Source organism: Rivularia sp. PCC 7116, assembly GCF_000316665.1.
GTDB lineage: Bacteria > Cyanobacteriota > Cyanobacteriia > Cyanobacteriales > Nostocaceae > Rivularia.
Genome location: NC_019678.1, coordinates 4,154,057 through 4,168,362, shown reverse-complemented (window position 1 = coordinate 4,168,362; position 14,306 = coordinate 4,154,057). Strand labels below are relative to the sequence as shown.

At 38.2% G+C, this 14,306-nt stretch carries 8 protein-coding genes and 1 tRNA gene; 2 read left to right on the top strand and 7 right to left on the bottom strand.

The features are described from left to right. Positions 1–138: 138 nt before the first annotated feature. From ftsH2 to RIV7116_RS16185, 7 genes are all read right to left on the bottom strand, one after another. On the bottom strand, positions 139–2,025 hold the full coding sequence (gene ftsH2, locus RIV7116_RS16215) for an ATP-dependent zinc metalloprotease FtsH2 (protein WP_015119379.1): 1,887 nt from the start codon (positions 2,023–2,025) through the stop codon (positions 139–141). 691 nt (positions 2,026–2,716) lie between these two features. Then, complete coding sequence (locus RIV7116_RS16210) at positions 2,717–3,214, bottom strand: hypothetical protein (protein ID WP_015119378.1); 498 nt, start codon at positions 3,212–3,214, stop codon at positions 2,717–2,719. A gap of 369 nt (positions 3,215–3,583) precedes the next feature. Further along, positions 3,584–5,029 carry a glutamate--tRNA ligase gene (gene gltX / locus RIV7116_RS16205; RefSeq protein WP_044290989.1) on the bottom strand — a complete coding sequence of 482 codons (1,446 nt, stop codon included), beginning with the start codon at positions 5,027–5,029 and terminating at the stop codon, positions 3,584–3,586. A gap of 268 nt (positions 5,030–5,297) precedes the next feature. Then, positions 5,298–5,371 (bottom strand) — tRNA-Asp (locus RIV7116_RS16200). A 263-nt stretch (positions 5,372–5,634) separates the two neighbouring features. After that, a complete protein-coding gene (locus RIV7116_RS16195) occupies positions 5,635–7,242 on the bottom strand; it encodes a serine/threonine-protein kinase (RefSeq protein ID WP_015119376.1) in 1,608 nt (535 codons plus the stop codon). 856 nt (positions 7,243–8,098) lie between these two features. After that, positions 8,099–9,274: an esterase-like activity of phytase family protein gene (locus tag RIV7116_RS16190; protein WP_015119375.1), complete on the bottom strand. Its 1,176-nt coding sequence runs from the start codon at positions 9,272–9,274 to the stop codon at positions 8,099–8,101. 75 nt (positions 9,275–9,349) lie between these two features. Beyond that, a complete protein-coding gene (locus tag RIV7116_RS16185) occupies positions 9,350–10,933 on the bottom strand; it encodes a TM0106 family RecB-like putative nuclease (RefSeq protein WP_015119374.1) in 1,584 nt (527 codons plus the stop codon). A gap of 480 nt (positions 10,934–11,413) precedes the next feature. Between RIV7116_RS16185 and RIV7116_RS16180 the strand changes: the two genes are divergently transcribed. Both RIV7116_RS16180 and RIV7116_RS16175 read left to right on the top strand, forming a co-directional pair. Then, positions 11,414–12,601 (top strand): aminotransferase class V-fold PLP-dependent enzyme, encoded by a 1,188-nt coding sequence (locus RIV7116_RS16180; RefSeq protein ID WP_015119373.1) that lies wholly within the window; start codon positions 11,414–11,416, stop codon positions 12,599–12,601. A gap of 345 nt (positions 12,602–12,946) precedes the next feature. Then, complete coding sequence (locus RIV7116_RS16175) at positions 12,947–14,035, top strand: glycosyl transferase (protein ID WP_044291915.1); 1,089 nt, start codon at positions 12,947–12,949, stop codon at positions 14,033–14,035. Positions 14,036–14,306: the final 271 nt, after the last annotated feature.

The window sequence follows — 14,306 nt, the reverse complement described above, 5'->3', positions numbered from 1 at the left end:
GGGCAATATTTTAGGCATTCCCCCGTCTCTACATAAAATTCAAAACGGTACCCAAAAAAAAAGGACACGATAACGTGTCCCTTAAACTATAAATATTTTGACAAATTCCTCAATTTTGAAAAAACTAATTAAGAAATATTACAAAGATGGAACATATTGTGGCTTATCTGGTACTTCTGCATACTCAGCCACAATTTGACGAAACTCATCACCATCAATGGTTTCTTTTTCAATTAGTAAGTCAACCAATCTATCCATCAAACTACGATGGTCGCGCATCATTTGCAATGTTGCTTGATATTGCTCTTCAACAATTTCACGAACTTGAGAATCAATACGAGATGCAATAGATTCAGAATATTCGGAGCGTGTTGTCCAGTCACGTCCTAAGAATACTTCTCCCTGCTGACTTTCTAATGACAATGGGCCTAAATCAGACATCCCAAATCTTGTAACCATTTGACGAGCCATACCAGTTACCTGTTGCAAGTCATTACCAGCACCAGTAGTAATTTCATCTCTACCAAAAATTACTTGTTCAGCAGCACGTCCGCCCAAAGCACCAGAAATTCTTGCTTTCAACTGAGAACGGCTGATTAAACCTTGGTCTTCACTAGGAGTAAACCAGGTCAAACCCTGAGCCTGTCCGCGAGGAATTAAGGTAACTTTTTGTACCGGGTCGTGGTCTTTAACCAAAGTTCCTACCAAAGCATGTCCGACTTCATGGTAAGCAATCAAACGCTTGCTCTTGCTATCTACCAAAGGCGTGCCTTCCATACCAGCAACAACCCTATCAACAGCATCGTCGATTTCTGTGAGCGTAATACCTTCTTTACGTCTTCTGGCAGTTAGAATTGCAGCTTCATTAAGCAAGTTAGCTAAATCCGCACCGGTGAAACCTGGTGTACGGCGAGCAATTGCTTCCAAAGATACGCCTTTATCTAATTTCTTGTTGCGTGCGTGGACTTCTAAAATTTCTAAACGTCCCTTGATATCGGGTGCATCAACAATCACCTGTCTATCAAAACGTCCGGGACGTAACAGCGCTGCATCTAATACATCGGGACGGTTGGTAGCAGCAATAATAATAATGCCGGTATTACCTTCAAAACCATCCATCTCAGTCAGCAACTGGTTTAGGGTTTGTTCGCGCTCATCGTTACCGCCGCCGATACCCGCACCACGCTGTCTTCCTACAGCATCAATTTCATCAATAAAGATGATACATGGAGCGTTATCTTTAGCTTTTTTAAATAAATCGCGAACGCGGGAAGCACCCACACCCACAAACATTTCCACAAACTCGGAACCTGAAATGCTAAAGAACGGTACGCCAGCTTCTCCAGCAATTGCTTTTGCTAGTAAGGTTTTACCAGTTCCTGGAGGTCCTACTAACAATACACCTTTAGGAATGCGCGCACCTACAGCAGTAAATTTCTCGGGCTGCTTAAGGAAAGTAACAACTTCACCAAGTTCTTCTTTCGCTTCTTCAATTCCAGCTACATCGTCAAACATGACTCCGGTTTTGGCTTCCATTTGGAAACGTGCCCGAGATTTACCAAAATTCATGGCTTGTCCGGGACCACCAGGAAGATTGCTGGAACGACGGAACAAAAGGAACAATCCGGTAATCAATAAGATTGGAAAAACTAGATTGCCTAGTAAACCCCAGATAGCCCCATCATTTCTTACTGGATGGGCATCAAAGCTGACGTTTTTTTCTTTGAGCTTGCTAATCAATTCGGGGGCATTAGCAGGTAAATCAACGCGGACGCGCTGAACTCTATCATCAAGGTCTGGATCTACAGCTTCAACGATAGCGGTTCTACCACCTTCATATAAATCCACCATCGCCACCCGATTATTATCTAAATATTCGAGAAAACGACCGTAGGTCATGCGAGTGCTAGCTGCGTTTTTACCCATATCAGCAGGAGTATTCGCGAATGCTCCCTGCCAAAAGAAAAAGCCTATCACTAAAGCAGGCAAGGTCCAAAGAACTAGGACTCTCCAAGAGAATTTCATTTTATTTCGCCTCTAGATACCACTGGGATGCATCACCCCGTTAACATAATTAATGTGAAACGGATGTATATAAATCCCGATTTGTTTAATTTTCATCTTTATGTATGACTTGTCATATTTACCCATCTGAGCTATACGACATTTGCCAAAACATTTTTATTATTCTTAATCAAATGTAACTTAATTTTAAGACTTTTTACCATATAAGGGAACAGTTAGCCGCGAACAGCGAGCAATTAGCAGTGAACAGTGAGCAGTGAACAGTTAGCAGTGAGCAATTAGCAGTAAATAATTTAAATATGATAATTTACCTTCTTCTGCAAGAAGGCTCACACCGAATTCAAAGAATTTTGTTCGGCAAATGTCAGCTACTCCCTTTCCGGTAGAAGATTACCTAACTAACTGAGGGAGAGAGTGAGAGAGGGAGGGAGTGAGGGAGAAATTTTTATAGGAAATCTTAGAGCGGAATAGGAGTATTTTCAGTTTTTTAGAGGTAATCGCTGATTAGAAGCATACCGATCGCCTCATAAAACTTTCTCACGATTTTCATTTGCTAAAAATATCAAAGCCTTTCTCCTACCAGGAGAGAGGCTATGAAAAATCATAATCTGGTTTACTCACCAATGCCGAGCTAAACTATTGCTCGCTGCTCGCTGTTAACTGTTGACTGCTCGCTGTTCACTGTTAACTGTCACTTAGCTTCTGTAATTTTCAAAGTATAGGGAAAATAATGTTCTTTCTTATAAGAACCTATCCAGACTTGATAGTTTCCTTGAAGCCATTCACCCACGATACCGGGGTTTTTGCCTTCAAATTCGTCATTACACCAAGTACCACCAGGACCTTTGATTATTAAAGTGGTATCTTCAGGACTTTCTATTACCAGCTTCATATAATCAAATTTGTTTTTTAACTTAAGGGTATGATCCGGTTCTCTATCCATATAACCGGTACAGGCTCCTGTGGGAGTGTCATTTCTTTCAGAAATCTTTTTTCCCGATATCGTACCACCGCTCATCCCTCGAACTGTCAGTGGATCTTTCGATAAAGGACGCTCTATGCTTATATCTCCGAATATCGGTGGAGGAGTTTCTTGGGCTTTTACTGCCGTGTTTATTCCGGATGCTGTGGTTAGCGATAAGAAGAAAATTGATAGCTTTATGACTCTACTTAATAATTTATTAGACATTTTGATTATATTTTTCTAAGTGTTTGAGATGACATTAAGTTTACATATATTGTTCCCAACGTCTCAGAGTAATTAACTATTATTCAGAGAAGCTAAACTGCATGAATTAACTACTATCTGAATTACATGTAAGTGAAGAATATAAAAATTTTTGTTTTGTTGTGACTGCCGCGATACGTGAAGCGCGATCGCAGCAGTCACAACAAATTTAGGTAGTCAAAGTAGATAATTAATTCGTTTTTTACACATCTCCTATTTGCTTGCTTGGCATAAACCAGAATAAATTGGGGCACATAAAATGCGCCCCAAGGTAATTATTCAAGATTTTGACTTACTTGACGGGTAAAAAATGCTTTTATTTATGGAAATTTAATCTCCACTGCTGTGGGCGATCGCCTTTTCTAAACGCAGCTTATCTAAACCAGTGTTATTAAGCAGCACCCAAGAGTCTACAATATCGGGGCCGTTCATTTCTCCTGTTAAAGCAGCCCGCAAACTCCTCATCAATAAGCCTTTTTTGACGTTTTGCTGTTTAACTACCTGCTTAATGATATCTTTGGCATTTGCAGCATTAATTTCACTGTCTAAAGCGCCAACAACCCCTTGAAGGGCAGTTTTGACTCCTTCTTTTTGCAGTTGCTCTTGTGCCTCAGAATCAAAGTCTACAGTCTCGATAGCAAATATTTTAGCTACCTCTACAGCTTCAGTTAAACGAGATATACCGGGTTGAATTAAAGCAGTTAACTTTTCGAGCCAAGGACGTTCTTTATTTTCAGTAAAGTGATACCCTGCTTCTTTCCAAAAAGGGATTAGCATATCGGTAAGTTTATCTACCGGCATACTATGAATATACTGGCTGTTAATCCAATCTAATTTGTCCCAATCAAATTTTGCACCGGCTTTGTTAACGCGCTCAAAAGTAAAGTCCTTGGCAGCTTCTTGTAAAGTAAAAATTTCCTGAGTAGAATCCGGTGGTGACCATCCCAACAAGGTCATATAGTTAACCAAACCCTCGGCAGTAAAACCCATTTTCTGAAAGTCAGAAATAGAGGTAACACCATCTCGTTTAGAAAGCTTGGCACCTTTCTCATTCAAAATTAGAGGTGTATGAGAAAATTCTGGAACTTTTGCGCCAAATGCTTCATATAGCAAAATTTGTTTGGCTGTATTGGCAATATGGTCTTCCCCGCGAATTACATGGGTGATTTGCATATCCATATCATCCACCACCACAGCAAAATTATACAGTGGCTGACCGATACCATCTTCAGTAGCGCGAGCGATAACCATATCACCACCCAAATCGCTACCTTGCCAACTCATCTCTCCTCTTACCAAGTCATTCCATTTAATCTTGCGGCTGTCATCAATTTTAAAACGAATCACAAAGCTGCGTCCTTCAGCTTTAAATGCCGCTTCTTGCTCTGGTGTTAAATTGCGGTGACGATTATCGTAACGAGGTGCTTGATTTCTAGCTTTTTGAGATTCTCGTAAAGCTTCTAACTCCTCGGAGGTGGTGTAACAGCGATAAGCTAATCCCTTATCTAAAAGACTTTGCACCGCTTCCTTATACATATCTAAACGCTTGGTTTGGAAAAATGGCCCTTCATCCCAATCCATTCCCAACCAACGCAATCCCTCAAGGATATTATCGGTATATTCGGGGCGCGAACGTTCTGTATCAGTATCTTCGATTCGTAAAACAAATTTTCCGCCATGATGGCGAGCAAACAACCAGTTAAATACAGCAGTTCTCGCCGTACCAATATGTAAATTCCCAGTTGGACTAGGAGCAATACGTACTCTGAAAGTCATATATTCCGTAATATTTGAGATTTTAGAACCACAAGCAATCCCGAGCATACTGTCCGTTGAGACTTACTCGATGATTCAAATGGCGCGATTTTAGATTTTGATTTATCCGATTCACAATTGCAATAGTTAAAACTAATTTTAACCTTCACCATTTTAGAGAACCTTCGAGGTTAGTCATCAAAAATGGAGTTCTACCACTTATACTAAGAGCTACAGAATTAAAGACAGAATTCTAATTCCTGATTTAAAAAATATTTCTTCTTTTAAACGGGACCGACGGGATTCGAACCCGCAACTTCCGCCGTGACAGGGCGGTGCTCTAACCAGTTGAACTACGGTCCCTTGTTTTGCAACTTTCTAAGTATGTCTCTTATTTCGCAATTTGTCAAGGGGTAATTTGAATTAATTTTGTCAGTAGGGATATAAGAGATGGGGAAAGATAAAAATTAAAAAAAGTTAAAATTTATATACTCTCAAATCTAAGCGCTAAGCTGTCGTGTATTAAAAATGCACAATACTCTTGGAAGAAGGAAAAAGGGACAAGAGTTGTAGCCATTAATCAATGCCAAACGAATATATAAGTTAAATGCGTAGCAGCTTAACAACTATTTGAAGAATTTGCGAAAAACATTAGACAACCAAGCTTTGACATCTGGTTTCCCATCTTGGTTATCTGCTAATTTTTGCAAAATTTTAGGTTTAATCTTTTCGTATTGGGCTTTAAGAATAGTCTTACTTTGATTTGGTGAGATAAAGCTTTCGGAGTTACGGCTTACTTGCAACCAATTAAATAATTGCTCGCGTTGTTGTGGAGTAATAGTTATTGTGATGACATGAGCGCATTTTTCTGGCTTTTCTAGTGCAAATAAAAGTAAATGATAGTAGCCTTTTTCCGCTAGGTGCTTAACCATTCTTTCTCCTCTTTTATCTGTAATATCTAAGAAGCAAGATAGCCAGCGCGTTAAAGAATAATTTGCGTCATGCAAAACTGTTACCCACATAATCATTGGGTAAACGTTGATTTTTTGAAGAAATTCTGTTGTATTTTTTTGTTCTAAGAATTTGGATATTTCTGCTTGAGGTAACATTGCCCAAAAAGTGGGAATTTTACCTTCTACAGCATACAGAAGATGAGGGAAAACAATCGGTGCTATTGGCTTATTATCAGGCCAATTTTTTTGTAGGCAAATGTGTTTAGATATTAATGTTGCTGGTGTTAAATTTACCCCATAGTCATCTGTAAAGGTATTATCCTTTTTTCCCCGATCTTTATTGCACTGTTTTTGTACTAATTCTAGTGTTTCTAAGATTTCTGTAATATTTTGAGGTCGATTTTTGATATCTTTAGCTAGACAACTAATTACCAGAGCTTCTAAATCTAGAGGTATTCTCGCTTCTGGTATCACCTCGCTTAATAAAGATGGTGTTTCAAAACGATGAGCTTGATACCATTCGCCAAAGGAATCGCTTCTTAATTGGAAAGGATGCTTACCATAAAGCATCTGATACATGATTATTCCTAAACTATAAATATCGGAGCGGATATCTAGTAGTTTACGTCCTTCCATATGCTCTGGCGAACAATAAGGTAAGCTACTTATAAAAGATTTTGAAAGTGTTGCCCCAGCCCTTTCTTTTAAAAACTTTGCAATTCCAAAATCTAATATTTTCGTTATTTCCCCTTTCTTTTCATCTTCGGTAATAAATATATTTTGCGGCTTTATATCTCGATGAATAACTGGATTATTTTCACCTTTAATACAGATACCTTTGTGCGCGCATTGCAAACCTTGGCAAATTTGGTAGGTAATATCTAAAAATTTTTCTAATTCTAAAGGCTGATTATTAATTACTTCTAGTAAATTTTTACCTTGGAGATATTCCATCACGTAAAATGGAATTTTATCATCAATAATACCGTACCCTAAGACTCTGACAATATGCTGGCTTTTGCGCCCTAACTGAGTACTAATAAAAATTTCTCTGGCAAAGCGTTGAGATATTGTTTGATTATCTAAGTTTAAAGATAATATCTTAACCGCGACTGGCATTCCTCCATTCGTACAATCTTCTGCTAAATATACTTTTCCTCCTCCTCCTTTACCAATTAAATCTCTAATCAAGTAGCGGTGATTTACAAATTTACCAATATATTGGTCTAATTCTGTTTTATATTTTTGATGTAACATCTTATCGATTTCTTGTTTCAACATAAATCAATAAATTTATAAAGTTTTAATTGAGAAGGAGATTGGTATTTACCAGCGGAAATCTGTTTTCACCTTTGTTGTGTAAAGTATCGACTCATAATTCCGAGATTTCTAGCAGACACACTAAATATTATGTAACACAAGCAACTGAGGATGCCTATGAGGAATTTCACTGAAACGTTTCTGAATGCTACGTGGAATTCAATAAATATTATCAGTGAATATACTGCAACAGTACCCTGAAAAAATAGCTGATATAAGCTGAAAGCCTTGTGTAATAAGACTTTAGATAAATTATATGATTGCCGCATAAACAAAATCTGTTATAAGATAAAAATGCTTTTTTGAAGATATAAAAGCAAATATACGCAATGTAAGTCCAGATTCAACATCGCCTGGTATTAAGTATTTATGATGAGTATTCGATGATTAGTTCGTTTTTTATAAAGATGCGCCGAATTTAGCCCGTGTAGACGGTGAATCTAGTTGGGGGTGTCGGTTTGGGTCCCCCAAACTAGTGTTACCCTAACGGGTCACTTCGTGAACGCGGAGCGTCTCCCGGAGGGAGATACCCGGAGGGGCTTTGTTTAAGTAGAGCTTGCTGAATAAGATTATTAGCTTTACCACATAAGGCTTTTAAGACTTTTTCTCTCTTTCAAGTGCAAGCTTATGATATCTTCTGGCTAACAGTTTTGCACTTTTTAGTTAACTTGCTCAGAAATACAATCTGGTTTTCCCCCTGCTCCCTGCTCCCTGCCCCCTTGCCTTGTCAAAGAAAACTTTTACAGTAAACCCTAAGTAGCCCCACTCTTATAGAGTGAGGGTGATTGAGGGCATAAGGTAAAGCATTAGCTTACATTTAAGAAATACGCTCGCGAATCAAACGTAAAATTCTTTCCAGACGGGATTCTATCTTGAGTCGAAAAGCTAGAAATTGAGTGCGTTGCAAGTTATTAAAGTTATTGTCGCTAACCAAAATTAGCGAAGGTTGTCCATTGGGTAAAACTGCACCAATTGTTAATCCTTCAGTATTATCTAATGCAACGTCTAACTTTCCTAAATCCATTAGTAATTCTTTTTTTACTGATTTAATATTTTGGGAATCAACTTGTTTGAGGCTATCAATATCCTTAATATCGTCAGCATTGGACAAAGATATTTTAAATAATGAATTTACAAAACCAAAACCAGTAAAAGTTCTTTCTATACTTAAAAAGTTTCCCTGATTATCCAGTGCTATCAAATCAGTTAAACCGCTAGCAAATCTACCATTAAGCTTGAAAAAAGGCTTAACTTTTTTGGTTGGATAAAGAAATTCTTTTTCCAGTTTTTTTGTCAGTAAATTGTATTGTAATATTCTAGATAAAGAACCTTGATTGGGTTTAGCTTTATCGCCATCTTGAATCAATGCGTTTTCGGTTGCTGTAAATAAATGCTTTTTATCCGGTGCTATCGTCAAGCTTTCAAATGCTAAATTATTGCGAATGCCCTGCTTTTTGTCTTCAGATGGTAAATATTTTTGGGGAATCGGTAAACTAGAAATTTCTTTTCCTGAATCTAGAGCAAATTCTTTAATAAACGGATTTATTCCTCTGCTGACATCACCTTCAGATGATACGAATATAGATGAATTATTGAGCGCAATTCCTTCTGGATCTATAGTACCAGCAGCAAAAATTTTACCGCTTTCATCTTTTAAGGTTGCGACTCTAACAACTTCAATATCGCTTTTTTGAAACGAATCTTCTTTAAGATTAATTTTAAAAGTATAGAATCTTGCTGGTGACTTCACAGAGCGGTCATCAGATATAGCATAATAAAGTTTGTCTCGAATATCGTAAGTTATTCCCGACAAGCCGCCTAATTCAGTATTTTCAAAATTCGTACCTGTAGGTAAAGTTGCGTTGCCGATAAAATTTATATCCGTAATTTTAACAATAGAAGGAGTGAAATTCGTGAAGACGAGCGTAACAATTGCAACTGTAAGCAAAAATAAAATAATTAGCGGTAATTTAAATACATTTCTAAGTCGCACGGCACATTATTACTCATCACTAGAAGCCACAAATACGATATCACAAGAGCAGAGGTATGGGGAGATAGAGACTTTTTAACTTTCGTCTCCCTCGTTTTCGTATTGACTTATCATATATTTAACAAGCCAATCTTTAACAGCATAAGTTGCACGACAGTCGTCTTCGTTATAGCGTCTGATAACTTCTAATAAGGTGCGATCGCCATTTTTTAACCATTTGTCGTACCAGTAAATACACTTAGCTCCCGTAGCTTCTTTGTCACGCCATTCAAACCCCAACCACCGAGCAATAGATTTTAAAGCATAGCTTTCTAATGGTAGTACTAGTGTTTGAGTAATTTGTTCGTAAATATCAACGAATCGATCTAAAACTGGCAATACTTTTTTGGAGGGAGTACGGTACAGCTTTGCCAGCCTCTGCACTGTATCGAACTCATAAACGCAAAAGTGATAAATTGGTGCGTCGGGATATTGCCACACTAATTCTAAAAATTGTTGCCAAATTAATCCTTCTTCATCTGGTTTTTCCGCAAGAAAAGAATAAAAATTCTCGGTGTTACGTTCTCTGTCAACAACCAAAACCCCTAGCAAATAATTTAAATTTAAATCTGGCTGGGCTTCTATATCAAAATAAATTTCGACAGGGGCACTATAAGTGATAGTTTCATATACGACTGGATCTATTTCTGCAAAAATAGGATATTCAGCTATAGTTTTTTCCTGGTTTGGTAAACTTAGCAAAGATTCTTGATACGAAAAAATTAATTCTTCGCTAATTGTAGATTCACCTAATGCTTGAGGTAAAAACAACGGACGATTTACGAGTAAAGATTTTGCTTGTAAAACAATTTGAGTTGCGACTTCACGATCGAAACCAGGTAAATCTTCTAATAGTGAAGGTACCGTTTGAGTCAGCGTTTCTAAAGTCGTAATATCAAGAACTTTCAACTGATTGTAACGCCCTGGTGTTACCCCAGGTACCAGCGAAAGATGTTTTTGCTGGACAGCAATTTGATGACAGCTACTATACCAATTACAGAGACTGCATTTTTGACGCGAGATAAATACTTCAGGAGCCGTAGGTAGATGAAGCATGTGGATGCATTCGTCCAGAATTTCCTGCATCCGAGGAATCCATTTGACTAAATCAACATTGTACCTAGTTTCCTTTCCCCGCAGCATTAACCAAGCTGTTTCCGATTCAGCTTGCTGTACTGCTGCTAAAACAAAAGCGTAAAAAGCGGCAATAACTTGGTATTCTTGTTTAGGACGCTTGCCTAATTCAACCCTAGCGGGAACGTACTTCCAATCTCCAAAACAAGATTTTCCTTCCTGCTTAATGAGTAAATCTGGACGCACTAATAAAGTATGACCGCCTTCGTACCTTGTTATCAACAATCCCTGATAAATATATTCAACACCTTGCTGCATCAATTCTAAAGTTGCCGCTTCACCAGTTTTAGCTTCCCCCTTGGGAAACCTTGGACGCTGATAATCCAACTTTTCCAAAACCTTTTTTTTATGAGCAAACTTATCTTGATAAAGCTTCAAAAGTAAGTCACTAGGAGCATCCTGCTCGGTTTTGTCGCCGCGAACGTTCAAAAAAGGGCGGCGTTTACACTTTTGATATTGCAGCAGCAGTTCGGCATTAATTAACATTCTTTTAAACTAACAATAATTAGCGTTTGGCGGGGAGTAATCAAGGTAACTTTAAGTGAGTGCGATACAAAATACCTCGGTTGAAGAAGCGATAAAGATGCTATTACTAACTCAACATCTAATTTACTTGTACGAACCGACTGGAAAATTCAATAGGAAATACGTACATTATGCTCACAAATACTTGGTTGGTGCGTAACACTGCAAGCTTTATTATTACGTTCAGAATCTAAGTAAGTGTCGCACAACAGCAATAATGCCAGAAGAACATCTACACCCTCCGGGTTGAAGTCCGATTCAAAATACAAACTCCCTACATAAATTGAAAATATTTAAGTTGAAAGCATTTCAGCTAAAATCAAAAAAATTCTCGTTTGAGGAAAATAGGCTCAACCTTCAATAAAGCTGTTTTATAAAGCTTTACAAAGTAAAAAATCCCTAACCTTTAACTTGTTTCCTAATCCAAAATATAAAATCTGTATGACGAGTATATCTGCTAAGCAAACAACCTTACATCAGTATCGACAAGAATTTCCGGCTTTAGCCAATAAAGCTTATTTTAACTTCGGAGGTCAAGGACCAATGCCTTCTTCGGCGATGAATGCCGTAATTCAAGCTCAGGAGGAGATTCAACTACTAGGTCCTTTTGGGAATGAAGTTAATAGCTGGCTTATACAACAGACTAAAGCAACAAGAGTAGCAATTGCAACCGAACTCAATGTACCATCGGAAACTATAACTCTTACAGAAGATGTAACCGTTGGCTGCAATATTGCAATGTGGGGTATTGAGTGGCAAGCAGGAGACCATATACTGCTTACAGACTGCGAACATCCGGGGATTATCGCCACAGCTAAGGAAATCGCACGAAGATTTTCTGTCGAAGTTAGTACCTGCCCAATCATGGCGACTTTAAATGAGGGCGATTCTGTAGCAGTAATTGCTCAACACTTACGTCCGCGTACTCGTATGTTGGTATTAAGCCACGTACTTTGGAACACGGGACAAGTTTTACCTTTGGACAAAATATCGGAAGTTTGTAGAAACAACGATACAAAATTAATGGTAGATGCAGCCCAATCTGTAGGATTATTACCATTAAATTTAACAGAATTGGGTGTAGATTTTTACGCTTTTACAGGTCACAAATGGTTGTGCGGACCTCCCGGTGTTGGCGGTTTGTACGTGCGTCCTCAAATCAGAGAAAGTCTTTATCCTACCTTTGTAGGCTGGCGTAGCGTAGTTGTTGACGGTCAAGCTCAGCCTGTAAAATGGCAAGACAGTGGCGAAAGATATGAAATTGCAACCTCCGCTTATCCTTTCTACGTTGGTTTAACCGAAGCTATTTCAGTACATCAACAATGGGGAACACCGCAAAAACGTTACGAACAAATTTGTCACAATAGCGAGTATCTGTGGCAAAAGTTGATGCAGGTATCGGGTATAAAATGTTTGCGGAATTCTCCCCCCGAATCCGGTTTAGTTTCCTTTGAATTAGAAAGTAATCAATCTAAAAGCAGTTTAGAACTAGTAACATTTTTAGAATCAAAAAAAATATTTACACGTACAATTCTAGACCCCGATTGTGTCCGTGCTTGCGTCCATTACTTTACTTTAGAATCGGAAATGGATCGGTTGGTTGAGGAAATTCAGAAGTTTTTTAATTAGAAAATTGGGAATTGGGCATAGGTTACTAGTGTTCTATTTCATTAATTTTGATGGGTTCGTTTTCTCCCTAACGTCGGGAGACGTAGCATTGCTACGTCTCTACAATCCGTCAAAATAAATGAAAAGCACCACTAGTGTTGGGTTGCGCTTCGCTTCACCCAACCTACGGAGCGACTTCCTAACCTAGCACAATTAATGTGGTGAAGTACTAGTACTCCGCCACATAAGTTGAGATGCGAAATTATACCAAAACATATAAAGTGTTAAATGTAAAAGGAATAGAAGAAATAACAAATAATTAATTGCTATTCCCAATGCTCAATGCCCAATTCCCTATTTTCAAATATGCAACGTCCTATTATATATATTGCAATTACAAGTCATGGTTTCGGACATGCTACTCGTAGTGCTTCTGTAGCGGCGACTATTCAAAAGTTATGTCCGGAAGCCTTGCTAATTATGGTGACAGCAGCACCGCGTTGGTTGTTGGAATGCTATATCAAAGGTGATTTTATCCATCGCCCCCGTGCTTACGATGTGGGAGTTATCCAAGCTGATAGTTTCAGTATGGATAAGCAAGCTACCTTAGACAAATTATTAAAAATAAAGAAAAAGCAATCTTCTATCATCGCTTCTGAAGTTGATTTTATTCATCAGAATCACGTTAATTTAATTTTGGCAGATATTCCTTTCTTAGCCGCAGATATTGGCAAAGCTGCAAATGTCCCCTGTTGGGCAATTAGTAACTTTGGTTGGGATTTTATTTACAGAGATTGGGGTGGTGATTTTATTGACATATCTGACTGGATTGGCGAATGTTATTCAAAGTGCGATCGCCTGTTTCGTCTTCCTTTCCACGAACCGATGCAGGCATTTAATAACATAACTGATATCGGTTTAATTGGTGGTTCTCCTTTTATTGATGCCGAAGAAATTAAATCTAAGTGGAATATTACCGCACCCCGCGAAAAGACTATATTGCTTACCTTCGGCGGCTTGGGTTTACAGCAAATACCTTACCAAAATTTAGTTAATTTTCCAGACTGGCAATTTATCACATTTGATAAATCGGCACCAGATTTACCAAATTTAATTAAAGTAAATGATATACATATCCGTCCCGTTGATTTCATGCCAGTTTGCGGGAAAATAGTTTCCAAACCCGGATTCGGTACTTTTGCAGAAGCAACTAAATTAGGAGTGCCAATTATTTCAGTTACTAGAGATAATTTTGCAGAAGCAACTTTTCTTTTAGAAGGAATAAAAAATTACAACTATCATCAAATACTAACTCCCGCCGAATTATTTGAAAGTTCTTGGGAGTTTTTGAAACAGCCATTGGAAGCACCTCGTTGTCAAGAAGCTATTGCAATTGATGGGAATGAAGTGATTGCGAAGACGGTAGTTGATTTTTTTGAGGGGTTATTATCATAGCCCGACTGGGGTTGCAAACCCCAGTCTGATAGCACAAGTCCTATAAATCTGACATCTTGCACCATTCTCAACACCGCCGGGGGTTGCAAACCCCCGTCTCATAGAAAAAGTCCTATAAATAGGACTGGGAAAGACTTTCAGTCTACTTAAGTAGACTTGAGCTATTAGCCTGGGATTTTCAATCCTAGGCGATTTTGAGCGCTAATTGATATTGGTTCAAGATATCAGATAAATAGGACTAGTATTCCATGTAATCGTAATGAATATTTGC